This is a genomic window from Pseudomonas sp. NPDC089741, from assembly GCF_044748825.1.
Taxonomy (GTDB): Bacteria; Pseudomonadota; Gammaproteobacteria; order Pseudomonadales; family Pseudomonadaceae; genus Aquipseudomonas; species Aquipseudomonas helmanticensis.
Window position 1 is genome coordinate 49573 of sequence record NZ_JBIVGT010000006.1, and the last position, 24738, is coordinate 74310.

At 61.8% G+C, this 24738-nt stretch carries 20 protein-coding genes; 8 read left to right on the forward strand and 12 right to left on the reverse strand.

Annotation, left to right across the window (positions count from 1 at the left end):
* The 5 genes from ACIPZE_RS08685 (at position 1) to ACIPZE_RS08705 (ending at position 6513) form a co-directional block, all read left to right on the forward strand.
* On the forward strand, positions 1-1416 hold the full coding sequence (locus tag ACIPZE_RS08685; RefSeq protein ID WP_283436693.1) for a DNA polymerase Y family protein: 1416 nt from the start codon (positions 1-3) through the stop codon (positions 1414-1416).
* A complete protein-coding gene (locus ACIPZE_RS08690; RefSeq protein WP_400772449.1) occupies positions 1413-4490 on the forward strand; it encodes an error-prone DNA polymerase in 3078 nt (1025 codons plus the stop codon). The genes ACIPZE_RS08685 and ACIPZE_RS08690 overlap by 4 nt, the downstream gene beginning before the upstream one ends.
* A gap of 282 nt (positions 4491-4772) precedes the next feature.
* Entirely contained in the window at positions 4773-5459 is a 687-nt protein-coding gene (locus tag ACIPZE_RS08695; RefSeq protein WP_164979470.1) for a CsgG/HfaB family protein, read from the forward strand.
* A gap of 41 nt (positions 5460-5500) precedes the next feature.
* Positions 5501-5857: a DUF4810 domain-containing protein gene (locus tag ACIPZE_RS08700; protein ID WP_283438634.1), complete on the forward strand. Its 357-nt coding sequence runs from the start codon at positions 5501-5503 to the stop codon at positions 5855-5857.
* The gene (locus ACIPZE_RS08705) at positions 5854-6513 is read left to right on the forward strand and encodes a DUF799 domain-containing protein (protein WP_129393149.1); all 660 of its coding nucleotides are present in this window, start codon (positions 5854-5856) and stop codon (positions 6511-6513) included. Before ACIPZE_RS08700 ends, ACIPZE_RS08705 begins: the two co-directional genes overlap by 4 nt.
* 155 nt (positions 6514-6668) lie before the next feature.
* Here the strand turns inward: ACIPZE_RS08705 and ACIPZE_RS08710 are convergent, their stop codons facing one another.
* The 7 genes from ACIPZE_RS08710 to ACIPZE_RS08740 form a co-directional block, all read right to left on the reverse strand.
* Complete coding sequence (locus tag ACIPZE_RS08710) at positions 6669-7331, reverse strand: flavin reductase family protein (protein ID WP_283436691.1); 663 nt, start codon at positions 7329-7331, stop codon at positions 6669-6671.
* Positions 7332-7342: 11 nt separating this feature from the next.
* On the reverse strand, positions 7343-8830 hold the full coding sequence (locus tag ACIPZE_RS08715; protein ID WP_283436690.1) for an amidohydrolase family protein: 1488 nt from the start codon (positions 8828-8830) through the stop codon (positions 7343-7345).
* On the reverse strand, positions 8827-10023 hold the full coding sequence (locus ACIPZE_RS08720) for an amidohydrolase family protein (RefSeq protein ID WP_283436689.1): 1197 nt from the start codon (positions 10021-10023) through the stop codon (positions 8827-8829). Before ACIPZE_RS08720 ends, ACIPZE_RS08715 begins: the two co-directional genes overlap by 4 nt.
* A 255-nt stretch (positions 10024-10278) precedes the next feature.
* Positions 10279-11331: an extracellular solute-binding protein gene (locus ACIPZE_RS08725; RefSeq protein WP_400772451.1), complete on the reverse strand. Its 1053-nt coding sequence runs from the start codon at positions 11329-11331 to the stop codon at positions 10279-10281.
* Between the two features lie 15 nt (positions 11332-11346).
* Positions 11347-12135 (reverse strand): ABC transporter permease, encoded by a 789-nt coding sequence (locus ACIPZE_RS08730; protein ID WP_400772453.1) that lies wholly within the window; start codon positions 12133-12135, stop codon positions 11347-11349.
* On the reverse strand, positions 12132-13049 hold the full coding sequence (locus tag ACIPZE_RS08735) for an ABC transporter permease (protein ID WP_129393168.1): 918 nt from the start codon (positions 13047-13049) through the stop codon (positions 12132-12134). Before ACIPZE_RS08735 ends, ACIPZE_RS08730 begins: the two co-directional genes overlap by 4 nt.
* Position 13050: 1 nt before the next feature.
* Entirely contained in the window at positions 13051-14136 is a 1086-nt protein-coding gene (locus tag ACIPZE_RS08740) for an ABC transporter ATP-binding protein (protein ID WP_283436686.1), read from the reverse strand.
* Positions 14137-14276: 140 nt separating this feature from the next.
* Here ACIPZE_RS08740 and ACIPZE_RS08745 point away from each other — a divergent pair, with 140 nt between their 5' ends.
* From ACIPZE_RS08745 to ACIPZE_RS08755, 3 genes are all read left to right on the forward strand, one after another.
* Positions 14277-14966 (forward strand): GntR family transcriptional regulator, encoded by a 690-nt coding sequence (locus tag ACIPZE_RS08745; RefSeq protein WP_007969663.1) that lies wholly within the window; start codon positions 14277-14279, stop codon positions 14964-14966.
* Positions 14967-15100: 134 nt separating this feature from the next.
* Complete coding sequence (locus tag ACIPZE_RS08750; RefSeq protein WP_400772455.1) at positions 15101-17212, forward strand: ATP-binding protein; 2112 nt, start codon at positions 15101-15103, stop codon at positions 17210-17212.
* A 237-nt stretch (positions 17213-17449) separates the two neighbouring features.
* Positions 17450-20080, forward strand: a complete 2631-nt coding sequence (locus ACIPZE_RS08755; protein WP_400772457.1) for an excinuclease ABC subunit A — start codon at positions 17450-17452, stop codon at positions 20078-20080.
* An 85-nt stretch (positions 20081-20165) separates the two neighbouring features.
* Here ACIPZE_RS08755 and ACIPZE_RS08760 read toward each other — a convergent pair whose 3' ends face one another.
* Genes ACIPZE_RS08760 through ACIPZE_RS08780 form a run of 5 tightly spaced genes read right to left on the reverse strand, consistent with a single transcriptional unit; the run spans position 20166 to position 24737 of the window.
* Complete coding sequence (locus ACIPZE_RS08760) at positions 20166-22109, reverse strand: response regulator (RefSeq protein WP_400772458.1); 1944 nt, start codon at positions 22107-22109, stop codon at positions 20166-20168.
* The gene (locus ACIPZE_RS08765; protein WP_400772460.1) at positions 22099-22974 is read right to left on the reverse strand and encodes a sensor histidine kinase; all 876 of its coding nucleotides are present in this window, start codon (positions 22972-22974) and stop codon (positions 22099-22101) included. Before ACIPZE_RS08765 ends, ACIPZE_RS08760 begins: the two co-directional genes overlap by 11 nt.
* On the reverse strand, positions 22967-23977 hold the full coding sequence (locus ACIPZE_RS08770) for an ATP-binding protein (protein ID WP_400772622.1): 1011 nt from the start codon (positions 23975-23977) through the stop codon (positions 22967-22969). The genes ACIPZE_RS08765 and ACIPZE_RS08770 overlap by 8 nt, the downstream gene beginning before the upstream one ends.
* The gene (locus ACIPZE_RS08775) at positions 23974-24378 is read right to left on the reverse strand and encodes an anti-sigma regulatory factor (protein WP_003225570.1); all 405 of its coding nucleotides are present in this window, start codon (positions 24376-24378) and stop codon (positions 23974-23976) included. The genes ACIPZE_RS08770 and ACIPZE_RS08775 overlap by 4 nt, the downstream gene beginning before the upstream one ends.
* A complete protein-coding gene (locus ACIPZE_RS08780; protein WP_034155679.1) occupies positions 24375-24737 on the reverse strand; it encodes an STAS domain-containing protein in 363 nt (120 codons plus the stop codon). Before ACIPZE_RS08780 ends, ACIPZE_RS08775 begins: the two co-directional genes overlap by 4 nt.
* Position 24738: the final 1 nt, after the last annotated feature.

The following is a 24738-nucleotide window of genomic DNA, read 5'->3' on the forward strand; positions in this document are numbered from 1 at the left end:
ATGCGCTGGGTATGTATCCTGTTTCCGCAATTGGCCCTCGACGCTGTATTGCGCCAACGCCCCGATCCCGATGAGCCGCTGGTCCTGCTCAGCGGTCCGGCCCAGCGTCGGGTGCTGCAAGCGGTCAATCCGCCAGCGCGCAAGCTTGGCTTGCGTCCCGGCCAGTCGATGACGGCCGCTCAGGCGATGAGCAAAGGTTTTATCACCGCCGATTACGAAGCGGCCGAGGTCGAGCACTGGCAGCAGTTTCTCGCCGCCTGGGCCTACGGTTTCAGCGCGCAGGTCAGTGTGCATTACCCGCGTACCGTGGTCTTCGAGATTGAATCGAGCCTGGGTCTGTTCGGTTCCTGGGCGCAGTTCGAAGCACGGCTGCGTAAGGAACTGACGGATCTGGGCTTTCGCCACCGCATCGTTGCCGCGCCAAATCCAGTGGCAGCACGGGTGCTGGCCAACGCTTATGACGGTCTGGTGGTGCCCGATGGCGAAGCCTTGCAACATCACCTCGGCCAGTTGCCTGTCGACCGTGTCGGGCTGGAGCCGAATGTGGCCACGGCGCTGTCGCGCATGGGCCTGCGCAACCTCAGTCAGGTACAGAGCCTGCCACGGCAGGCGCTGGCCCGACGCTTCGAGGCGCAGATGCTCAAACACCTCGACACCTTGTTCGGTGCGCGGCCATTGGCGCTGGAGTTTTACTTGCCGCCGGATCGTTTCGATGTGCGCATCGAGCTGAATTTCGACGTGCAATCGCATCAGGCGCTGCTGTTCCCGTTACGTCGTTTGACCGGTGACCTGTCGGCGTTCCTTTGCGGACGCGACAGCGGCGTGCAGCGTTTCGATCTGCATCTGGAACACGCCGGGCTGCCGGACACAGTGATCAAGGTCGGCCTGCTCAGCGCCGAACGTGATCCGGCGATGCTCTTCGAACTGGCCCGTGGACGCCTGGAACAAGTGCAGGTCGAGGCGCCGGTGCGTGGCTTTCGCTTGCGCGCCGAGGATCTGCCGAGTTTCGTCCCGCAGTTTCAGGAGCTGTTTGACGACCGTCCGCAGCAGACCTTGCCCTGGGAGCAATTGCGCGAACGCCTGCGGGCACGTCTGGGCGATGACGCGGTGCAGGGGCTGCGTTTTCAGGCCGATCACCGGCCCGAGTGTGCGTGGCAGAACGGCGTCGACAAACTGCGCTGCAGCGGGTTGCCGAAGGTGCAGCGTCCGGGCTGGTTGCTCGATGAACCGCAAAGCGTGCCGCAAGGTTCGGCGCGGATTCTCATGGGCCCGGAGCGCATCGAATCGGGCTGGTGGGACGGCGCCGATGTGCGCCGCGATTATTACCTGATCCAGAACCGCGCCGGTCAGCAGGGCTGGGCTTATCGGGCGGTGGGTGAGGGCGGTCCGTTGTGGCTGCAGGGCTGGTTTGCATGAACGATGGCTATGCCGAGCTGCACTGCCTGTCGAACTTCAGCTTCCAGCGCGGTGCTTCCAGTGCGCTGGAGTTGTTTCAGCGGGCGAAAAAGCACGGCTATCAAGCGCTGGCGATTACCGACGAATGCACGCTGGCGGGGATTGTGCGGGCGTGGCAAGCGGCGAAATCGGTGGAGCTGCCGCTGATCATCGGCAGTGAAATCCGCATCGACAACGGCCCGAAACTGGTACTGCTGGTCGAGAACCTGGCGGGTTATCAGGCGCTGTGCGGCTTGATTACCCGTGCCCGCCGGCGTACGCAAAAGGGCCAGTATCAAGTGCTGCGCGAGGACTTCAATGAACCGCTGGCGGGCCTGTTGGTGTTGTGGGTACCGGACGCGGTCGATGAGGTCGAAGAAGGCCGCTGGTTGAAGCAGACCTTCGGCGAGCAGCTGTGGCTGGCAGTGCAGTTGCATTGCGGACAGAACGATCAGCAGCGCCTGGCGGCATTGTTGAGTCTGGCCGCCGAGTTGCAGATTCCGCCCGTGGCCAGCGGCGACGTGCACATGCACGCCCGTGGCCGGCGCGCCTTGCAGGACACCATGACGGCGATTCGTCATCACCTGCCGGTGGCCGAGGCGGGGTTGCGTTTGCACCCCAATGGCGAGCGGCATTTACGCACTGTCGAGGTGTTGCGCGGGTTGTATCCGCAGGCCTTGCTGGACGCCTCGGTGAATCTGGCCCGACGCTGCACCTTCGATCTCGGCGAGTTGCGTTATCAATATCCCAAGGAGCTGGTGCCCGAGGACCATAGCGCCAGTTCCTGGCTGCGCCATCTGACCGAAGAGGGCATCGCCTGGCGCTGGCCCAAAGGCCCGCAAGCCAAAGTGCTCAAGCAGATCGACGACGAACTGCAACTGATCGCCGAACTCGGCTACGAAAGCTACTTCCTCACTGTACACGACGTGGTGCGCTTCGCCCGTGAGCAGCAGATTCTCTGTCAGGGCCGTGGCTCGGCGGCCAACTCGGCGGTGTGTTTTGCCTTGGGTATCACCGAGATCGACCCGGATCGCACCACGCTGCTGTTCGAACGTTTCATGTCCAAGGAGCGTAACGAGCCACCGGACATCGATGTCGACTTCGAGCACGAACGCCGCGAAGAAGTCCTGCAATACGTGTTTCGCCGTTACGGCCGTGGCCGCGCAGCGTTGACTGCGGTGGTCAGCACCTACCACGCCGCCGGTGCGGTACGCGATGTGGCCAAGGCCTTGGGCCTGCCGCCGGATCAGATCAATGCACTGGCCGATTGCTGCGGCCACTGGAGCGATGAAACACCGCCGCTGGAGCGCCTGCTCGAGGGCGGCTTCGACCCGGACAGTCCGGTGTTGCGCCGGGTGCTGAGCCTGACCGGGCAACTGATCGGCTTTCCCCGGCACCTGTCCCAGCATCCTGGCGGCTTCGTGATTTCCGAGCAGCCGCTGGACACCCTGGTGCCGGTCGAGAACGCGGCGATGGCCGAGCGCACGATCATCCAGTGGGACAAGGACGATCTCGACGCAGTCGGCTTGCTCAAGGTGGATATCCTCGCCCTCGGCATGCTCAGCGCGATCCGCCGTTGCTTCGATCTGCTGCGCCGGCATCGTAATCAGGACTTGAGCCTGGCGACGATTCCGGCCGAGGACAAACCGACTTACGAAATGATCAGCCGCGCCGACACCATCGGCGTGTTCCAGATCGAGTCGCGGGCGCAGATGTCGATGCTGCCGCGCCTGAAACCGGCGAAGTTCTATGACCTGGTGATTGAGGTGGCCATCGTCCGCCCGGGGCCGATTCAGGGCGGGATGGTCCATCCGTACCTGCGCCGGCGGAACAAGGAAGAAGAGGAAACCTACCCGTCACCGGAGCTGGAAGTGGTGCTCAAACGCACCCTCGGCGTGCCGCTGTTTCAGGAACAGGTCATGCAGATCGCCATCGTCGCCGCTGACTACAGCCCCGGCGAGGCCGATCAGTTGCGCCGCTCGATGGCCGCATGGAAACGCCATGGCGGCTTGGAGCCGCACAAGGAGCGCCTCGCCGCCGGCATGAAGAAAAACGGCTACACGCCGGAGTTCGCCGCGCAGATTTTCGAGCAGATCAAGGGCTTCGGCAGCTATGGTTTTCCCGAATCCCACGCTGCCAGTTTCGCCTTGCTGACCTACGCCAGTTGTTGGCTCAAGTGCCACGAACCGGCGGCGTTCGCCTGTGCGCTGATCAACAGCTGGCCGATGGGTTTCTACAGTCCCGACCAGATTCTCCAGGATGCGCGCCGGCATCAATTGCAGATCCGTCCGGTGGACGTGCGCGCCAGTGACTGGGATTGCAGCCTGGAAACCACCACGGCGGCGCAACCGGCGATCCGCATGGGCCTGCGGATGATCAAGGGCTTTCGCGAAGACGATGCCCGGCGCATCGAAGCTGCTCGGGCGCGCGGGGCGTTTGCCGATGTTGCTGATCTCGGCGAGCGGGCGGCGCTCGACAGCCGGGCGCAGGCGTTATTGGCGGATTCCGGGGCGTTGCGCGGTTTGGCCGGGCATCGTCATCGGGCGCGCTGGGAGGTGGCCGGGGTGCAGAAACAGCTTGGCTTGTTTGCCGGGTTGCCGAGCCAGGAAGAACCCGACGTGGTGCTGCCAAAACCCAGCGTCGGCGAGGATTTGCACACTGACTACGCCACGCTCGGCACCACATTGGGGCCGCATCCGCTGGCGTTGTTGCGCGGCGAACTCAAGGCCCGGCGCTGCCGCAGTTCGCAGGAGTTGCTCGACGTCGAGCATGGCAGGCCGGTGAGTGTTGCCGGGTTGGTTACCGGCCGGCAACGTCCGGGCACCGCCAGCGGCGTGACCTTCGTCACCCTCGAAGACGAGTTCGGTAACATCAACGTGGTGGTCTGGCGCGATCTGGCCGAGCGTCAACGCCAGGTGCTGGTCGGCTCGCAATTGCTCAAGGTCGACGGCCGCTGGGAACGCGAAGGCGAAGTGCGCCACCTGATCGCCGGCCGCCTGAGCGACCTCAGCCCGTTGCTCAATGGCATCCGCGTGCAGAGCCGCGATTTCCATTAGCGCACCCTGATCGTTCCCACGCTCTGCGTGGTAACGCCTGCCGTGACGCTCTGCGTCACAGTGGACGCGGAGCGTCCGTGGCTGCATTCCCACGCAGAGCGTGGGAACGATCAAGATCGCAGCCTGCGGCACCTCCACAGGTGACAAGCGGGTCAAATTGGTGGCGTCAAAAAAATCTGTATTCGGTGATGGCACTTTGGCATAATGCCGGCCCTTTCCCGAGCCTCAACGCTTTGCCGTGCCGGGACACCCCTGTTTTTCAAAAAGGAATACTCAGTGAGAATGATCTCCCGGATGTTGGTCTCAGGCGTGGCGATTGCGGTGCTGGGCACGCTGGCTGGCTCGCTCGCCGGTTGCGCCACTGAAAGCTCCCGCGCATTGCCGGTGGCCAAGGTTGAAAGCGCTTCGCAGATCTGGACCGGCGTTCGCGTGCCAATGGCCGTGGGCAAGTTCGACAACCGCTCCAGCTACATGCGCGGGATCTTCTCCGATGGCGTCGACCGTCTCGGTGGTCAGGCCAAGACTATTCTCATCACCCACTTGCAGCAGACCAACCGCTTCAGCGTGCTGGATCGCGACAACATGGGTGAAATCCAGCAGGAAGCGGCGATCAAGGGCCAGGCCCAACGCTTGAAAGGCGCTGATTATGTGGTCACCGGTGACGTTACCGAGTTCGGCCGCAAAGAGACCGGCGATCACCAGTTGTTCGGCATTCTCGGCCGTGGCAAGACCCAGGTCGCCTACGCCAAGGTCAACCTGAACATCGTCAACATCAGTACTTCCGAAGTGGTCTATTCGACACAGGGCGCGGGCGAATACGCCTTGTCCAACCGCGAAATCATCGGCTTCGGCGGCACCGCTGCCTACGACTCCACCCTCAACGGCAAAGTCCTCGACCTGGCCATGCGTGAGGCAATCAATCGTCTGGTGGACGGCATGAACGCCGGTGCCTGGAAACCGGGCAACTGATCGACGCCCATTGCAAGGAGCAACACCCCATGAATTTGACTATGTCGCGCACATTGTTGGTGCTGACGCTGGCCGCCAGCGCCTTGCTGGCCGGTTGCAGCAGCCCGAAAACCCTGTACCAGTGGGAAGGCTACGAGCCGCAGGTCTACGAATACTTCAAAGGCGAAGAGCCGAAAGAAGCCCAGGCCGAAGCGCTTGAACGTGATTTGCAAAAGATCCGTTCCACCGGCAAAGCCGTACCGCCGGGTTACCACGCGCACCTGGGCCTGTTGTACCTGAGCATGGGCAAGGACGATCAGATGGTGCAGCAGTTCAACACCGAGAAAGCGCTGTTCCCCGAGTCCGGCACGTACATGGATTTTCTCCTTAAAAACGCCAAGGCCGGAGTCGTGCAATGATTTCGCGCGCATTGAAACTGCTGGCCGGCGCGTTGGCCCTGACCGTACTCGGTGGCTGTGTCGCGCCGAAAACCGTCGACTATTCGGCGTACAAACAGGCGCGGCCGAAGACCATTCTGGTGCTGCCACCGCTGAACACTTCGCCGGATGTGAAGGCGTCGTACAGCCTGTTGTCGCAAGTGACGTTCCCGCTGGCCGAAGCCGGTTACTACGTGTTGCCGATTGCGCTGGTCGACGAGACCTTCCGCCAGAACGGCCTGACCACACCGGATGACATTCATCAGGCACCGCCGAACAAACTGAAGGAAATCTTCGGTGCGGACGCGGCGCTGTACATCACCGTTTCCGAATACGGTACGCGTTACATGGTGATCAGCAGCGAAACCGCAGTGACCGCGACGGCGAAACTGGTTGACCTGAAAACCGGCACCACGCTGTGGACCGGTGCGGCGCGGGCGTCGAGCGAAGAGGGCGGCAATAACGGTGGTGGCGGTCTGGTTGGCATGCTGATCACGGCGGCAGTGAAGCAGATCATCAACAGTTCCACCGATGCCGGTTATCCGATTGCCGGTGTGGCGAGCAATCGACTGCTCTCGGCCGGGCACCCGGCGGGCCTGCTGTACGGCCCGCGTTCGCCGAAATACGGCACGGACTAAACCCGGTAATGATCGTTCCCACGCTCTGCGTGGGAACGCATCCCGTGACGCTCCGCGTCACAGTGGACGCAGAGCGTCCATGGCGGCATTCCCACGCGGAGCGTGGGAACGATCAGTAGGAGCTGCCGCAGGCTGCGATCTTTTGCTGTTGCCGTTTATTTGGGGGTTGGCCAAAAGCGTTCGCCACCGCCCGGTGCGTCCGTCCACGCTTGCAACGAACGGGTCGGCAAATCGAAGTAATCGCGGGTTCGCGCGTAACCATGGCCGCCCATGCGCCCGATCGCATCCAGCGCCAATTGATCGATGTACAGCGTCTTCGGATCGATCAACTCATCGCGCACATGCGCCATCAGCACCTCGCCAAAAATGATCTCGCGCGACTGACCGATGTTCAGCGCCATCATCCGTCGGCACTCCAGCGCCACCGGGGCTTCGCCGATGCGTGGGCATTTCACCGTGGTGCCGGCAATCGCCGTCAGCCCTGCTGCGGTCAGCTCATCGAAACCCGGCGCGAACGGCACGGCACACACATTCATCGCCTCCACCAGCGCATCGCTGACGATATTCACGGTGAACTCCTGATTGAGCTGGATATTGCGCGTGGTGTCTTTCGGGCTTTGGTCGCCGTAGTTCTCGACGCCCAGCGCCAGAATCGGTGGATCCGCCGACAGCGCATTGAAGAAACTGAACGGCGCGGCATTGACCCGGCCCTCGCCATCGATGGTGGTCACCAGCGCAATCGGCCGGGGCACGACGCTGCCGATGAGGATCTTGTATTTTTCCCGTGGGCTGAGCTGGCTGAAATCGAAACTGTGCATGGCAGAACTCTCTAGGAAAGTGGATCAATCGCGCTCAACGGCGCTTCGGCGCTGTAGTCGTCGGCGAACGGAATGGCCGGCTGGAACAGGCTTTTCCAGTCCGGTCGGGCAAAGGCTCGTTCGCTGTGGCTGCGCATCAGTTTTTCGTATTGGCGTTGTGCCTGGCGTTGCAGGGCGGGGTAGTCGACGCCGCTGACCTGACCGTCGTGCATCACGCAACGACCGTCGATGTAACTGGCGATGCAATCGTCGCCGCGCCCGGCCAGCAGCAGGTTTTTCAAAGGATCGAACAGCGGCCCCAGATGCAGGCCGCGCAAGCTGAACACGGTGATGTCGGCTTTGGCGCCGGGGGCCAGGCGGCCGAGGTCATCACGCCCCAGCGCCCGCGCACCGCCGAGAGTGGCGGCGTTGTACAGATCGAGACTGCTGGTCAGCGCAGATCCGCCCTCCATCAACCGCGCAATGTTCAGACCGTGGCGCATGTTTTCCAGCAAATCTGCCGGCCAGGTGTCGGTGCCCAAGGCAAAGTTGACGCCCTTGGCGCGGTAGCGACCAAATGAATTCAGCGCCTCGCCATCGCGGGCGAACACCAACGGGCAATGCACCAGGCTCGCGCCGCCGTCGATCACCCGCTGCAAGTCATCATCGCCAGTGGTGTAGATGCCGTGCGGCAGCAAGCTGCGCGGGGTGAGCAAATCCAGTTGCTGCAACCAGCCCAGCGGCGAAGTCCCGCGCAACTGCTCGACCATCGCCACTTCGCTGAGTGCCTGGCAGCAATGCAGACGCATCGGCGCGTTCAGTTCGCGGCTCAGCGCCGAGGTGCGTTGCAGCAGCGCCGGGGTGCAGGTCTGGATGCGATCAGGCAACAGTGCGCCGCGAATCAAGCCGTGGTGTGCGCCGTCGAAATCCTTGAAAAAGCGTTCAGCGGCATCCAGTCCGGCCAGCCCGCGCGCCTCGTTCCAGTGATGGCCGAGGCTGCCGTCGGCGCGCCAATAACTCATGCCGCTCATGTAGCAGGGGCCGAGGTAGCTGCGTAAACCGAGCTCGCCGGCCACCTCGGCAACGGCGGCAAATTCGTCGTAGGTTTGCGCCCACTCGCGGTAATACATCGAGGTGATCGGCATTGCCGTGGTAATGCCGTTGCGGATCAACTGGGTGAAGGCGTAGCGGTATTTGAAGACTTCTTCTTCGCTGCTGTAAGTCTCGCGCGGGCCGGCCGCCAAGTACTCGGCAGACCACATGCGGCCCATGGCGCGTTCGTCGCCGTTATCCAGCGTCAGTACCGTGGAGTCGAGATCGCCGAGTGCATCGAGGTCGATGAAACCGGGACCGATCAACGCGTTGCCGTAGTCGATCCACTGATCCACCGGCCCGGTGTAACCGCGTCCGACGAACTCGATGCGCGCCCCGGCAAAGACCACTTCGCCGTCGCGCCACAGCACATGTTGCGTGCCGTCGAAGCCAACCACGCAGCTGGCGCGCAGACCGATGCGTTTCACAGACGGCTGCTCAGCAAGCGGCCACCTTCGGCGATCAAAACACCTGCGCGATAGACCTGCCGCAATGGCCGCGCGACGACGGCTTCGCCAAGGGTTTCGACCGGCATCAGCAAGAAGTCTGCACGCTGGCCGAGTGCGAAGCCGTAATCCTCAATACCCAGCGCCCGCGCACCATTCACCGTGGCCGCCTCGAACGCCGCCGCGAGTTCATCGTCCTTGCCCAGGTCAAAGCGGAACGCCAGCAACATCGCCCGTTCAAGCATGTCGCCATTGCCCATCGGCGACCACGCATCACGGATGCCGTCGGAACCCAGGCAGACATTCACGCCAGTTTCGCGTAACGCCAGAAACGGTGGCACCGCCGTGTCGGCCGGCGCTGAACTCATCAGCGAAATGCCCAACGCCGCCAAACGTTCGGCGACCGGTTTGACCTGGCTCCACGGCAACATGCCGAGGCAGTAGGCGTGGCTGATCATTACCCGGTTTTGCAGGCTGAAACGCTCGGTGTAGTCGGCGATCAGCGCGATCTGCCACAGGCCCAGCTCACCTTTGTCGTGCAGGTGAATATCAACGCCACGGCCAAATTCCGCCGCGAGTTTGAAGACGAAATCCAGCTGCGCGATCGGGTCGTTGTCGATGCCGCACGGGTCGAGCCCGCCGACGTTTTCCACGCCCAGCGCCATCGCCTCGCGCATCAATTCGGCGGTGCCGGGGCGGCTGATCAGCCCGGTTTGCGGGAAGACCACCAGTTGCAGGTCGATCAGGTCTTTGTAGCGTTCGCGCAGTAGCTGCATGGCTTCGACGTGACGCAGACCGAATTCCGGGTCGATGTCGACGTGGCAACGCAGGGTCAGCGAGCCTCGGGCGATGCAGTTTTCCAGCAGGGCGCCGGCGCGTTCGGCGATGGGGGCGGTGACTTCACGGAGGATGCGCCGTTCGTTGCTGATGTAGTCCTTGAGCGTCGGCCCGGCGCTGTTGGGGCGCCAGGGTTGGCCGTAGAGAGTTTTGTCGAGGTGGACGTGGCTTTCGACCAAGGCTGCGGTAAGCAGTTGATGTTGGCCATCGATATCGCTGGCGGCCAGCGGCGTGTTGGTAGCGGGTCGGCGTTGAGTGAACCGACCGTTTTCGATCAGCAGATCTTCGGCGGCGGCGCTGTAGGGGCGCACGTTGCGGAGCCAGTGTGGCTGGGTCATATCAACCTCTGTGTTCTTTGAATTTTTTCCCTCACCCTAGCCCTCCCGAAACGTCGGACCGCCCGGAGGGAGAGGGGGCTGAATGGGGGGATATTGAAGATGTACGCCGACCTGAACGTCCGGCTGTGAATCCAAAACTGACTGGTTTGCAAGCTCAGTTGTGAATCCATAATCGACTCGGTTCATCAGGTCGGCGTAAGTCGCAAGACACCTCGGTCAGTCCCCTCTACCTAGGGTGAGGGCAGCGGACTCGGATCAACCCTTGAGCTTCGACCAGATCCGGTCCTGCAGCTCCCGCGCCTTGTTGCTGCACTCCTTCTCCGGCCGCAAACGCGAGGCGTATTCGTCGGGCATGTTGATTGCGTCCATCACTTTCCACTTCGGATCAAGCAACGAATCGCTCTGAATCCCGTTGGCGTAAGCAATCGCGTTGGACACCGCTGCGGCGTTCTCCGGCTTCATCATCCAGTCGATAAAGATCTTCGCGTTGCCCGGATGCGGCGCGCTTTTCGGCACGGCAAAGTTGTCCTGGAACATCGCCAGGCCTTCACGCGGATAGACATACTTGATCGTGCTCTTCTGCAACGTCGCCCGCGCCGTCGAGCCGTTCCAGTTCTGCATCATGATCACCTCGCCCGAGGCCATGCGGTCGACGGTGTTGTCGGAGCTGTACATCTTCAAAAACGGCTTCTGCTTTTGCAGCAACTCCAGAATGCGCTTGGCGTCCTGCGGGTTTTCGCTGCATTCGTCGACGTTCAGGTAATGGCTGGCGGCGTTGATCACGCTGCTCGACGTATCCAGCGCGGCGAGCTGGCCTTGCAGCTCCTTGCGCGGTTCGAAGAACTCCTTCCACGAGTCATCCAGTTTGCCGCCCGGCACCCGCGCGCTGTCGTAGGAAAACCCGGTGGTGCCCCACAGATACGGCGCCGAGAACTTGCGGCCAGGGTCGAAGCTCGGATCACGGAACGGTCCCTTCACGTACTGGAAATTGCTCAGGGTCGGCGTGTCGATTTCCATCAGCAAGCCCTGCTTGATCAGCGTCTGCATGATCGATTGCGACGGCACGATCACGTCATACGCGGCGCCGCCGGCCTGCAATTTGGCGAGCAGGGTTTCGTTGCTGTCGTAGCCGTCCATGGTCACCTTGATCCCGGTTTCCTTCTCGAACTTGGCCAGCAGATCGACCGGGTAGTAGTCGGTCCAGTTGTAGAAAAACAGCTCTTTCGGCTCGACGGCGTAAGCGCCGAACGCGGTGAAACAACTCAGGGCCAGACCGGATACTGCCAAACGCAGGCTTTTGACTTTCATGAGAGCGCTCCAGATTTATGGTTGTTTACCGCGTTGGCCCAGCCAGAAGGCCAGCACCACCAGAACAATCGAGATCACCAGCATCAACGTCGAGATCGCGTTGATTTCCGGGGTCACGCCAGCCTTGATCGCCGAGAAGATGTACACCGGCAACGTTGTCGAACCGGGGCCGGCGACGAAGAAGGTCATGATGAAATCGTCGAGACTGACCACGAACGCCAGCACCGCACCGGACAACACTGCGGGCCACAACAGCGGCAAGGTCACGCGGCGGAATACTTGCCATGGATTGGCGTACAGATCGTTCGCCGCTTCCAGCAGGCTCTTGTCGAGATCGTTGAGGCGCGCACGAATCGGCAAGTAGGCGAAGGGAATGCAGAAGCCGATATGCGCGACGATCACCGTCAGCAAACCGAGCTTGATACCCAGCGCCATGAACAGCAGCAAGGTCGCCACAGCGGTGACGATCTCCGGCAGGATCAGCGGCAGGTTGATCCCGCCCTCGACCATTTTCTGCCCGTAGAACGGCCGGTAAGTGGCCAGCGCCGCGAGCAGCGCAATCGCTGTGGCGCAGGCCGTGGCGAGGGTCGCGACGATGATCGAATTCAGCGCCGCCGTCTGAATCGACGGATTGGCCAGAATCCGCCCGTACCAGGCAAACGAGAACTCGGTCCACACCGTCGCCGAACGGTTGGCGTTGAAGCTGTAGGCGATCAACACGAAAATCGGCAGGTACAGATAAGCGAGGATCAGCAGGCTGATTTCGCGGGTTGCCGGGAGTTTTTTCAGGTGCAGGGAAATCATGCTTTCGCCCCCCGATGGATAGTCTTCGCCGCACGGCGGCTGTACAGCGCGTAAAGCACCAGCGACACCAGCAGAATCGCCAGCAACAGGAACGACAGCGAACTGCCCAGCGGCCAGTTACGCGCCGTGCCGAACTGTTGCTGAATCAGGTTGCCGATCATCAGTGTCTTGCCGCCGCCGAGAATCGCCGGGGTGATGAAGGCGCCGAGGCTCGGCACAAACACCAGCAACGCGCCGGCAATTACGCCGGGCATCGACAGCGGCAGGATGATCCGCCGCAACGCGTGCCAGCGATTGGCGCCGAGGTCGTAAGCGGCTTCGACCAGACGCCAGTCGAGTTTCTCCAGCGTCGAATAGATCGGCAGAATCATGAACGGCAGGAAGCTGTAGACCAGACCGACACTCACCGCAAAATCGTTGTAGAGCAGGGTGATGCCGCCGGCACTCGGGAACAGCGCGTTGAGGCTTTGCGCGACCCAGCCGTGTTCGCGCAGGATGATCAGCCACGCGTAGTTGCGGATCAGCAGGTTGGTCCAGAACGGAATGGTGATGAGCAAGACCATCAGGTTGCGCCGGCGCGGGGTCAGGCTTGACATCCACAACGCCACCGGAAAACCGAGCAGAAAGCACAATACGGTGGTGCCGCCGGCCTGTAGCACCGAGCGCAACAGCGCCTGGGCGTAGACCCAATTCAGCTCCAGTTCGCCATCGAAACCTTCCTGGAAAAACAGCTGCACGTAACTCTGCAATTGCCATTGCGCTTGCCAGTCGACGCCGCCATAGGTGTTGCGCGGCAGCAAGCTGATGTAGCCCATGATCCCCAGCGGAATGGCGATCAGGGCGAGCAGGGTCAACACCACCGGGCTGAGCAACAGCGCGCGGTTGAGAGCGGGGGAAGTGCTGCTGACGCTCATCTCAGGCCTCCATCAACAGACAGGCGTGCGGCGGCAGGTGCACGGCGACGCGTTCACCGACGGCGCGACCACGGTTCAGGCCTTCGTTGTTTTCGCGCAGCATGACCTTGATGTCGTTGTTCAACCGGCACTGGTACAGCGTCGCGGTGCCGACATAGAGCACCGCTTCGATCACCCCGCGCAGGTGATGCGGCTGGCTGGCATCGACCAGTTGCGAACGCTCCGGGCGAAACGCCAGTTGCACGCTGCTGCCGGCGAAGCTCTGTTGCTGACAAGGGATTTCGATCGGCATGCCGTTTGGCACGAAGAGTTTTTCGTTGTGTTCGCCGTGCTTGAGCTGGCCGGGGAGGAAGTTGATGTCGCCGATGAACTGCGCGACAAAGCGGTGTTTCGGCTGCTCGTAGATATCGGTCGGCGTACCGATCTGCAGGATCTTGCCGGCCGACATCACGGCGATGCGGTCGGACAGGGTCAGCGCTTCTTCCTGATCGTGGGTGACGAAGATAAACGTGATTCCGGCTTCTTTCTGCACACGCTTGAGTTCGACCTGCATTTCCTTGCGCAGCTTCAAGTCGAGTGCTGACAGCGGTTCGTCGAGCAACAGCACTTTCGGTTTCGGCGCCAAGGCCCGAGCCAGAGCCACGCGCTGTTGTTGGCCACCCGATAGTTCGGCCGGTTTGCGCGCGGCCAGGTGCTCCATTTGCACCAGCGCGAGCATCTCGTTGACGCGCTCGGGGATCAACTTGCGATCAAGACCCTGCATCTCGAGCCCGAAGGCGATATTCTGCGCAACACTCATGTGCGGAAACAGCGCGTAACTCTGGAACACCGTGTTGACCCGACGCTTGAACGGCGGCAGATCGTTGACCGGTTCGCCGGCCAGGCGAATCTCGCCTTCACTGACGTGTTCGAAGCCGGCGATGGTCCGCAGCAAGGTGGTTTTGCCGCAGCCCGAGGGGCCGAGCAGGGTGAAGAATTCATTGTCGGCGATGTTTACCGAGACATTGTCGAGGGCCGGCGCGAGGCCAGGATCCTCGGAGTAGCGTTTTGAGACGTTGCGCACTTCAATTGCTATTGGTTGACCCATAATGGTGCAATCCTCTATTTATTGTATGCAATATCTGAATGCAATTTAGAAATACCCGGATTAATCTGCGTGTGCAACCCCCTTTTTCCATGGCCGTGCATCGCCAGGGGCAGGTTGCCTGACGCCAAAGGAGTGTTTGAATGACCGAGAAGAAACTGGAAACCACGGTCGACCGCGTCTACCAAGGGGTTTACGAGGCGATCAGCAAGCGTTCGTTGCGCCCGGGAATGAAACTGGGCGAGGCCTCGTTGGCCGAATTATTTAATGTCAGCCGCACGTCGGTGCGTGCTGCATTGAAGCAATTGGAGGCCGATGGGCTGGTCACCACCGAGCCCAATAAAGGTGCATCGGTGTCGTTGCCGAGCAACGAAGAGATTCGTTCGCTGTTCGAAACCCGCCGGCTGATCGAGATCGGCATCGTCACCGAACTGTGTCGCCGCAAGGACACCGCCGCGATGCAGGACCTGCGTGAACACCTGCTGCTCGAAGACGAAGCGCACGCTGCGGGTGACCATGAGCGGCTGATCCATCTGCTCGGCGAGTTCCACATCAAACTGGCGCGCAGCCTGAACAATCCGGTGTTGCTCGACTGGTTCCAGAAACTGATTTCGCGCGCCTCGCTGTATGCCGCCGCGCTGGATGACGACAGTCACGAAGCCTGCCGCGACGATGAACATTTACGCCTGATCGAGTACATCGAGGCCGGCAATCAGAGCGCTGCCATCGAACTGACCTGCATGCACCTGAACGGTATCGAGAAGGCCATTCTCGACGTCGCCGCGAAGATGAAAACTGGCTACCATCCGCTCAAGCACCTGATCGGGGTCTAGTCCCCGGACGGGGGTGAAATCGGCTATACCTCATATGAAACCAATACGACGCAAGACGCTCGAAACAGACGGGCGTCGTGTTGTATTGGCGTCGTAAATTACCGGGCAATCAGCACAGGACACTGAGTCAGGCGATGCAGTTTTTATCCGATAGCCACGGTTGTGACGGCTGGAAAGGCGAGATGGCCGGGCGTATTTGTGCGTTCGACTGGAGTCCTACCGAACTCGGTCCGCTGAGTAGCTGGCCGGCCAGCCTGTGCAGTGCGGTGCAATTGATGCTCGCGTCGCCGCTGCCAATGGTCATGCTCTGGGGTCGCTCCGGCTACATGATCTACAACGACGCCTACTCGATATTTGCCGGTGGTCGGCATCCTTATTTGCTCGGTTCGCCGGTTGAACTGGGCTGGCCGGAAGTCGCCGAGTTCAACCGGCATGTGGTCGATACCTGTCTGGCCGGCGGCACGTTGTCGTTTCGCAATAAAGAGCTGGTGCTGTTGCGCGATGGCGTGCCTGAAGACGTCTGGATGGATCTGTATTACAGCCCGGTGGCGAATGATGACGGGATGCCCGCCGGGGTCATGGCGATGGTGGTCGAAACCACCGAATTCATGCATTCCGAACGCCTGCGCCAAGCCGCCGAACATGCTTATCGCGCCGACAACGAACGGGTGCGCCTGGCCTTGAATGCCGGGGCTTTGCTCGGTTCATTCGTCTGGGACGTGAAGAACAATACGCTGTCGGCCGACGAGCGTTTCGCCCGCACATTCTCCTATCCGCCCGACCAGGACTTGAGCAACCTGCGGCAAGATATCGCCGAGTCGCGCATTCATCCCGACGACTCCGCCTGGGTGCAGGAGCGCGTCGCCCATTCGGTGCAGACCGGCGAGCCGTACAACGCCGAATACCGCGTCCGGCGCAGCGATGGCAGTTATCTGTGGGTGCTGGCCAGCGGCGGTTGCGAATTCAACGAGCACGGCGAGCCGCTGCGTTTCCCCGGCGTGCTGATCGACATCCATGAGCGCAAGAACGCTGAAGAATCCCTGCTCAGATTTACCCGCAACCTCGAACAGCGCGTCGTCGAAGAAGTCGAGGCGCGGCTGGCAGCGGAAGAGCAATTGCGCCAGTCGCAGAAGCTCGAAGCCATTGGCGGTCTCACCGGAGGCGTCGCGCACGACTTCAATAACCTGCTGCAAGTGATTGCCGGCAATCTGCATTTACTGGCCCGGCATGAGCCGGAAAATGCCAACGTGCAGCGCCGCGTCAGTGCTTCGCTGGCGGCGGTCGAGCGTGGCGCCAAGCTGTCTTCGCAACTGCTTGCGTTCGCCCGTCGGCAACCGCTGTCGCCGGCGGTGTGCAATCCGCAGCAGATTTTCGATGGCGTCGGCGAATTGCTCCAGCGCGCGCTGGGCGAAACCATTCAGATCGATGTGCAGCTGCCGCCGGTGCCGTGGCACATCAACGTTGACCGCAATCAACTGGAAAACGCCATTCTCAACCTGGCGATCAACGCCCGCGACGCCATGCAAGGCGAGGGCACCATTGGTCTTAGCGCCGCCAACGTGCAGCTCGACCGCGAGTTTTGCAGCGGCAAGGGCATCGTCCCCGGCGAGTTTGTCCGGGTCGCGGTCAGTGATACCGGCGGTGGTATCCCGCCACAGATTCTCGAGCAGGTGTTCGAACCCTTCTTCACCACCAAGGCCGACGGCCAGGGCACCGGGCTGGGCTTGAGCATGGTTTTCGGCTTCGTCAAACAGAGCGGCGGCCACGTCGAGATCGACAGCACGGTTGGTGAGGGCACGCGGGTGCAGTTGTACTTCCCGCGCAGTTTGCGCCCGGTTCTGGATGAATCGCCCAACCTGCAGAGGCAGCAGAACGGCGGCCACGAAAGCATTCTGGTGGTCGAGGACAACGACGCGGTGCGCGCTTCGGCAGTCGAGTTGCTGCGCGAAGAGGGTTATCAGGTGTTGACCGCCGCCAATGGCGACATGGCGATGCAGATGTTGCTGGAAGGCGTTGCGGTGGATCTGATCTTCACTGACGTGGTCATGCCCGGCCTGATCAAAAGCTCCGATCTGGTTGCCTGGGCCAAAGTACAAACGCCGCCGGTGCCGGTGCTGTTCACCTCCGGGCATACCCGCGACATCATTTCGCGCAATCACCAGTTGAGTCCCGACACGCATCTGCTGGGCAAACCGTACAGCCCAGAGGCAATGTTGCAGATGATTCGAGTGGTGCTCAGTGCATGACTGGGACAGAACCCTGAGCCTACTCGAGCTCTGTAGGGAGTTACCTGTGGCGAGGGGATTTATCCCCGTTCGGCTGCGCAGCAGTCGTAAACCCTGAGAATGCGGTTCAACTGGAAAAATGCAGGGGAGCGCTTCGCACTCCAACGGGGATAAATCCCCTCGCCACAATGAACTCCGCAATCAATGAGGCCTCATTAGTCATAGACGTTTTTTCTGTTCTTCGATCAAGGCCCGCCAATGACTTCCAAGCGTAATTCCAATGCGCCCGCCGGCATGGTCCGGGTCCGTGGCGCGCGTGAACACAACCTGAAGAATGTCGACGTCGACATCCCCCGCGATGCGTTGGTGGTGTTCACCGGGGTGTCCGGTTCGGGCAAATCCTCGCTGGCGTTTTCCACCTTGTATGCCGAAGCACAGCGGCGTTATTTCGAATCAGTGGCGCCGTATGCCAGGCGCCTGATCGATCAGGTCGGCGTGCCGGATGTCGACTCGATTGAAGGCCTGCCACCCGCCGTGGCCCTGCAACAACAGCGTGGCACGCCGAGCACGCGCTCATCAGTAGGCAGCGTTACCACCTTGTCGAGCCTGATCCGCATGCTCTATTCCCGCGCCGGCAGTTACCCGCCGGGGCAGCCGATGCTGTACGCCGAGGACTTTTCACCGAACACGCCACAAGGCGCCTGCCCGCAGTGTCACGGCCTGGGTCGGGTTTACGAAGTCACCGAAGCGCTGATGGTGCCGGATCCGAACCTGACCATCCGTCAACGCGCCGTCGCCTCCTGGCCATTGGCCTGGCAGGGCCAGAATCTGCGCGACATCCTCGTGACCATGGGCATCGACGTCGACATCCCGTGGAAGAAACTGCCGAAAAAGCAGCGCGACTGGATTCTCTTTACCGAAGAAACCCCGACCGTGCCGGTGTATGCCGGGCTGACCCCGGAAGAAACCCGCGTCGCCCTCAAACGCAAGATGGAGCCGAGCTATCAGGGCACCTTCAGCGGCGCCCGGCGCTACATCCTGCACACCTTCAGCCATTCGCAAAGTGCGCTGATGAAGAAGCGCGTCTCGCAGTTCATGCTCGGCAGCCCGTGCCCGTTGTGCGATGGCAAGCGCCTGAAGCGCGAAGCGTTGTCAGTGACTTTCGCCGGCTACGACATTGGCGAGTTGTCGCAGATGCCGTTGCTGCAAGTGGCTGAAGTGTTAAAACCGGTAGCGGCGCAAAGTTACCTGGAGCATGCCGAAGAAAGCGGGGAAACCCTGAGCCACGCGCAAACCCGCGAGGCCCGCCAGCAGCGCGTGGCTCACGGCGCCAGTGGCCACGCCAGTGCGCCGGACGTGCGGCACACGCCCAACCTGTCGCTGGAAAAACGTCTGGCGGCGCAGCGCATTGCCGAGGATCTGCTCGAGCGCGTCAGCACGCTGACCGATCTCGGCCTCGGCTATCTGGCGCTGGAGCGCAGCACGCCGACGCTGTCGTCCGGCGAGTTGCAACGGCTGCGGCTGGCCACGCAATTGGGCTCGCAACTGTTTGGCGTGATCTACGTGCTCGACGAACCTTCCGCCGGTTTGCATCCAGCCGATGGCGAGGCGCTGTTCGAGGCGTTGCAACGGCTCAAGGCTGACGGCAATACGCTGTTCGTGGTCGAGCATGATCTGGAAACCATGCGCCGTGCCGACTGGTTGATCGATGTCGGCCCGGCGGCGGGCGAGAAGGGCGGGCAGGTGCTGTACAGCGGCCCGCCAGCGGGACTGGCCGGGATCGACGCATCGCAGACCCGCGCCTATCTGTTCGCCGAAACCTCACGGCAAAAGCGCACAGCGCGTAAGCCGACGGCGTGGCTGAAACTCGACGGCATCACGCGCAATAACCTGAATAACCTCAGCGCCGAGTTTCCCTTGGGCTGTTTCACCTCGGTGACGGGCGTTTCCGGATCGGGCAAGTCGAGTCTGGTCAGCCAGGCGTTGCTGGAGCTGGTCGGTGCGCAATTGGGGCGTCCGACCGTTGAAGCGGAACCGGAAGAACTCAGCCTTGAGGACGATGCGCCGCAGGTCAGCAGCGGCCAGGTCACGGCGGGACTGGAGTCGATCAAGCGTCTGGTGCAGGTCGATCAGAAACCCATTGGCCGCACGCCACGCTCCAATCTGGCGACTTACACCGGGTTGTTCGATCACGTGCGCAAGCTGTTCGCCGCGACGCCCGAAGCACGGGCGGCAGGCTATGACGCCGGGCAGTTTTCCTTCAACGTCGCCAAGGGTCGATGCGCCACGTGCGAGGGAGAGGGTTTTGTCAGCGTTGAATTGCTGTTCATGCCCAGCGTGTATGCGCCGTGCCCGACCTGCCATGGCGCGCGCTACAACCCGCAAACCCTGGCGATCCTCTGGGACGGCTTGAGCATCGCGCAGGTGCTGCAACTGACCGTCGATGAAGCGGTGCCGGTGTTCGCCGAGCAGGCGGGGATTCGTCGTTCGCTGGAAGTGTTGCGCGACATTGGCCTGGGTTATCTGCGCCTCGGGCAACCGGCCACGGAGCTTTCCGGCGGCGAAGCGCAACGCATCAAACTGGCCACCGAATTGCAGCGCAACCAGCGCGGCGCGACCCTGTACGTTTTGGATGAACCGACCACCGGGCTGCATCCGCGCGATGTCGACCGGTTGCTCGAACAGCTGGATACGCTGGTGACGGCGGGGCATACGGTGATCGTCGTCGAACACGAAATGCGCGTGGTCGCACAGAGTGACTGGGTGATCGACATCGGCCCGGGGGCGGGGGATCAGGGTGGCAGGATAGTCGTGGCGGGCACACCGCAGAAAGTCGCGGCGAGCAAGAAGAGCAAGACCGCGCCGTTTCTGGCCCGTGCGTTACGGTAGCAGCAAAAAGATCGCAGCCTGCGGCAGCTCCTACAGGTACTCATTCATCCCTGTAGGAGCTGCCGCAGGCTGCGATCTTTGGCTTTTAACTACCGTCGAGGGTGCGGCGCACCTTGTCGAGCAGTTCGCTGATCTGGAACGGTTTGACCAGCATGTCCATGCCGCTGCCGAGAAACACCTGGCGATTGATCGCGGTTTCCGCGTAACCGGTCATGAACAGGATCGGCAAGCCTTCACGCCAGCCCCGCGCCACATCCGCCAATTCGCGCCCGCTCATGCGCGGTAGACCAACGTCGGTCAGCAGCAGATTGATCGAAGCATCGTTCTGCAAGCGCTCCAGCGCCGTTTCGATATCTGCCGCCTGGGTGCAGCGATAACCGGCGTCCTCCAGCACTTCGGTGACGAACATGCGCACCGAGGCCATGTCCTCGACAATCAACACATGCTCACCGGTGCCTTGCGGATCGATAGCCGCTGCCGGAATGTCGGCGCCGGTCGGATCGCTGGTCGCCGGTAACATGATGGTCACCTCGGTACCGCGTCGCGCGACGCTGCGAATATGCGCATCGCCACCGGACTGCCGGGCAAAACCATAAATCGTCGACAAACCCAGCCCAGTGCCCTGGCCCAGCGGTTTGGTGGTGAAAAACGGGTCGAAGACCTTGTCGATCACGCTGTGCTCAATCCCCGTGCCGTCATCGCGCACCGACAGTGCCACATACGCGCCATCGGCCAGATTCGGATCGCCATGCGAGTAAGCGGCGTAGGTATTGACCCAGATATTGCCGCCCGCAGGCAGCGCATCGCGGGCGTTGATCACCAGGTTCAACACCGCGCTTTCCAGTTGCACCGGGTCAACCAGCGCAATCGCCGGTTTGCTGGTCAGCTCGAGTTTGAGAGTGATGCGTTCGCCGATGGTGCGCATCAGCAATTCTTCCAGCGAGCGCACCTGTTCGTTGATATCCACCGGTCGCGTGTCCAGCGGCTGCTGGCGGGCAAACGCCAGCAGCCGATGGGTGAGGGACGCCGCACTCATGGCCGAATTCAGCGCCGCCTCGGTATAGAACTGCACTTTGTCGAGGCGCTGATCGGCGATGCGTTTCTGGATCAGTTCGAGGCTGGTGATGATCCCGGTCAGCAGGTTGTTGAAGTCGTGCGCGATGCCGCCCGTCAACTTGCCCAGCGCGTCCATCTTCTGCACTTGCAGCAACTGCGCCTCGGCACGCACGCGCTCGGCGGTTTCTTTGACCAGTTGCGTGGTGGTGTCGTCGAGGCGGGCCAGATGCGAGCGCTCACGGTGGCGGTGTTCGGTGACATCCTCGACGAACACCAGGCTCAGTTCCGGCGTGCGATACGGTGAGATCTGCCATTCGGTCTCGCGAATCTCGCCCTGCACGCGCATGTTCAGCGTGCCTTTCCAGCGCTCGCCATCGACCAGCCGCAGGCGCAGTTCGTTGATGATTGCGCTTTGCTCGCCGGCGAAGCATTCACGGAGGATCTGCGGATCACTGTTGTCCAGTATCAATTGCGCGAAGGCGTGGTTGCATTCATGCACTTTCAGACTGGCATCGAGCACTGCAATCGGCGCAGAGACATTGGCGAAAATCTCCCGGAAGCGCGCCTCGCTCTCGCGCAGGGCGTTTTCCGTGTCGCGCACGCGCAGCAGGGTGCGCAGGGTCGCCAGCAGCACATCGGCGTCGACCGGGTGAATCAGGTACGCGTCGGCGCCGGCGTCGAGACCGGTGATGATGTCGCCAGTCTGGATCGACGCGGCGGAGACGTGAATCACTGGCAGCAGAGCGGTGCGGATATCAGCACGGAGGATACGGACGATGTCGAAACCGCTCATGTCCGGCAGATTGACGTCGAGGATCAGCGCGTCGAGCGGCTCGCTCTCGATCAGCGCCAGGCCCTCGCTGCCGGTACCGGCTTCGAGTACTTCATAGTCGTGGCGTTCCAGACGACGGCGCAGGGCGTAGCGGGTGGCGACGTTGTCATCGACGATCAACAGGCGGATGTCACGTTTCATCGACGTTCTCCAGAGCGATCGCCAGCGGAATGATCACGAAAAAGGTCGAACCGACCCCCGGCGTGCTTTCCAGCCCGACTTCACCACCGAGCAGGGCGGCAAAGCGTTTACACAGAGACAAGCCCAGACCGGTGCCGCGCAGACGTTTCTGCAACGGCGAGTCGACCTGGGAAAAGTCTTCGAACAATGCGCCATGCAGTTCCGGCGCGATACCGATTCCGCTGTCGCGGACGGCAAAGCGCACTCTATCCGCCCCTTCAAGCTGTGCAGAGATTCGCACTTCGCCACGGGTGGTGAACTTCAGCGAGTTGGAAATGAAATTGCGCAGGATCTGCCCGAGTTTCTTGTCGTCGGTGTACAGACGGGGCAGGCCGATCGGCTCTTCGAAAATCAGGTCGACGGCGCTCGCATCGACAATCGGCCGGAACATCCCGCGCAACGCGGAAAACAGGTCGAACATGTCGAACCATGCCGGAGAAATACTGATACGCCCGGCCTCGATCTTGGCCAGATCGAGCAAGTCATCGACCATGTCGCTGAGCTCGCGCGCCGCGGTGCTGACGAACGCCACCTGCTTGTGCTGCTCCGGGCTGAGCGGGCCGTCGAGTTCATCGGCGAGCAGGCTGTTGATGCTCAGGATCGAACCCAGTGGCGTGCGGAATTCATGGCTCATGTACGACAGGAAGCGGCTCTTCAAGTCCGAAGCCTGGCGCAGTTCTTCGGCCTGGATGTCGAGTTCGGCGTACAGGGCCAGCACGCCCTGATTGGTCTCATCGAGTTCTTCGCGCAGGGCCGCAGTTTCGCTCTGCAACTGCGCAATCAGCGCGGTCTGTTCAGCGCTGCTCAAAATGGGCGACTCAGCCATGGGCGGCCTCCAGGGCAACGACCAGCACCGTTGCATCGTCACGCCCGCGACTGAAATCGCGGTGCAGGACGCTGGCTATCACGGCGGGATGGCGGTGCACCAGGCCGGGGTAGTCTTTAAGGTTCCAACGGGACTGCAAGCCGTCGCTGTACATGATCAATAGATGTCCGTTCACGTGAGCATAGTCAAAGGGCCGGGCTTTTCGGTATTGCACGCCGACGATACCTGGATGCGAGGCCAGCCCGCGCGATTTGTCGGCGGCAATCAGGCTGGCGCCAATGTTGCCGACACCGGCGAACGTCAGGCTATCGCGCCGGCCGTCGAACTGGGTGAACGCAACGGCGCCGCCACGGGTGCCGATCATGTCGCGGTGCATGTCTTCCATCAACATCACCGGATCGGCAAACGGCGTCAGGGCAAAGGCTTTCGCCCCGGCGCGACCGGCGCGCTCGGCTTCCTCGCCATGACCGAGGCCGTCGATCACCAGGGCGCTGATGCTGGCGCCTTCATACGCCAGGTACCAGACGTCACCGCACGCCGGATCGTCGTGCAACGAATGCTGACTGACGCCATAGCGGATGTCCGGTTCGCGGTCGGTGCGCGGGTAAAGGCGTGCCAACAACACCGCGCCACGGGCATCGGCGTAGACATCGAACACCTCGGTCAGCCGCGATATCGCGCCGAGGCCGATGCCTTGTGTGCCGCCGGTGGAAAACCCGTCGGCCAGGCACGCCTGCAGATCAAAACCCTGCGCACGATCGACTGCGAGCATTTCGATGCCGAAACCGGCGGGCCGAGGTAATGCGCGTAGATGCAGTTCGCCGTGCGTGGCGTGTTTGAGCACGTTGCTCGCCAGTTCAGTGGCGACCAAAGCGACACGCCCGGCATCACGCTCATCAAAGCCATGCTGTTCGGCGAGTTGCTGCGCGGTGCGGCGGGCATGACCGATCTGGCTGCTGTCTTCGATCGGCAGAACCTGGGTCAGCGACCCAACGATATTCATGTCCATCGGGTGATCGTTATGCGCGTGCCTTTGCCGGGCTCGGTGTCGAGTTCGAACTCTTCGACCAGCCGTTTCGCACCGGTCAGGCCCAGCCCCATGCCGCTGCCGGACGTCCAGCCGTCGGTCATCGCCAGTTTGATATCGGCAATGCCCGGGCCTTCATCGCGAAACGTCAGGCGCAGACCGACTTTGTGGTCCTCATCGAGAATTTGCCAGTCCATGTCGCCGCCACCACCGTAAACCATGGTGTTGCGCGCCAGTTCGCTGACGGCCGTGACCATTTTGGTCAAGTCGATCAGGCGCATGCCGCACTCGGTGGCCAGCTTGCGCGCAGTCTGGCGCGCCAGCACCACGTCTTGCTCGATATGAATGGGTTGAGTACCGCTACTGCGCACGGTCATTGTTGCAATACTCGTTCCCGCAGCAGTTTCATCCCGCGCTCGACGTTAAGGGCGGTGCTGACGCCGGGCAGGGTCATACCGAGTTCAACCAGGGTGATCGCGACCGCTGGTTGCATACCGACCAATACAGTCTCGGCGTCCATGATTTTCGACAGGCCGGAAATCGTGCCGATCATCCGGCCGATGAACGAGTCGACCATGTCCAGCGCCGAGATGTCGATCAACACCCCGCGCGCCGAGGTTTTGCTGATGCGTTCGGACAAGTCGTCCTGCAGGGTCAGGGCGAGTTGGTCATGCATGTCGACCTGGATGGTCACCAGCAGGAAGTCGCCCATTTGAAGAATCGGGATACGTTCCATG

What these genes read in the sequence shown, in the direction of transcription:
- ACIPZE_RS08770 (WP_400772622.1), bottom strand. Translation starts at nt 23,977, where the DNA reads ATGAATATCGTTGGGTCGCTGACCCAGGTTCTGCCGATCGAAGACAGC.
- ACIPZE_RS08725 (WP_400772451.1), bottom strand. Translation starts at nt 11,331, where the DNA reads ATGAAAGTCAAAAGCCTGCGTTTGGCAGTATCCGGTCTGGCCCTGAGT.
- ACIPZE_RS08765 (WP_400772460.1), bottom strand. Translation starts at nt 22,974, where the DNA reads ATGGCTGAGTCGCCCATTTTGAGCAGCGCTGAACAGACCGCGCTGATT.
- ACIPZE_RS08730 (WP_400772453.1), bottom strand. Translation starts at nt 12,135, where the DNA reads ATGATTTCCCTGCACCTGAAAAAACTCCCGGCAACCCGCGAAATCAGC.
- ACIPZE_RS08750 (WP_400772455.1), top strand. Translation starts at nt 15,101, where the DNA reads ATGCAGTTTTTATCCGATAGCCACGGTTGTGACGGCTGGAAAGGCGAG.
- ACIPZE_RS08775 (WP_003225570.1), bottom strand. Translation starts at nt 24,378, where the DNA reads ATGACCGTGCGCAGTAGCGGTACTCAACCCATTCATATCGAGCAAGAC.
- ACIPZE_RS08685 (WP_283436693.1), top strand. Translation starts at nt 1, where the DNA reads ATGCGCTGGGTATGTATCCTGTTTCCGCAATTGGCCCTCGACGCTGTA.
- ACIPZE_RS08735 (WP_129393168.1), bottom strand. Translation starts at nt 13,049, where the DNA reads ATGAGCGTCAGCAGCACTTCCCCCGCTCTCAACCGCGCGCTGTTGCTC.
- ACIPZE_RS08705 (WP_129393149.1), top strand. Translation starts at nt 5,854, where the DNA reads ATGATTTCGCGCGCATTGAAACTGCTGGCCGGCGCGTTGGCCCTGACC.
- ACIPZE_RS08690 (WP_400772449.1), top strand. Translation starts at nt 1,413, where the DNA reads ATGAACGATGGCTATGCCGAGCTGCACTGCCTGTCGAACTTCAGCTTC.
- ACIPZE_RS08740 (WP_283436686.1), bottom strand. Translation starts at nt 14,136, where the DNA reads ATGGGTCAACCAATAGCAATTGAAGTGCGCAACGTCTCAAAACGCTAC.
- ACIPZE_RS08780 (WP_034155679.1), bottom strand. Translation starts at nt 24,737, where the DNA reads ATGGAACGTATCCCGATTCTTCAAATGGGCGACTTCCTGCTGGTGACC.
- ACIPZE_RS08755 (WP_400772457.1), top strand. Translation starts at nt 17,450, where the DNA reads ATGACTTCCAAGCGTAATTCCAATGCGCCCGCCGGCATGGTCCGGGTC.
- ACIPZE_RS08745 (WP_007969663.1), top strand. Translation starts at nt 14,277, where the DNA reads ATGACCGAGAAGAAACTGGAAACCACGGTCGACCGCGTCTACCAAGGG.
- ACIPZE_RS08710 (WP_283436691.1), bottom strand. Translation starts at nt 7,331, where the DNA reads ATGCACAGTTTCGATTTCAGCCAGCTCAGCCCACGGGAAAAATACAAG.
- ACIPZE_RS08700 (WP_283438634.1), top strand. Translation starts at nt 5,501, where the DNA reads ATGTCGCGCACATTGTTGGTGCTGACGCTGGCCGCCAGCGCCTTGCTG.
- ACIPZE_RS08720 (WP_283436689.1), bottom strand. Translation starts at nt 10,023, where the DNA reads ATGACCCAGCCACACTGGCTCCGCAACGTGCGCCCCTACAGCGCCGCC.
- ACIPZE_RS08760 (WP_400772458.1), bottom strand. Translation starts at nt 22,109, where the DNA reads ATGAAACGTGACATCCGCCTGTTGATCGTCGATGACAACGTCGCCACC.
- ACIPZE_RS08695 (WP_164979470.1), top strand. Translation starts at nt 4,773, where the DNA reads ATGATCTCCCGGATGTTGGTCTCAGGCGTGGCGATTGCGGTGCTGGGC.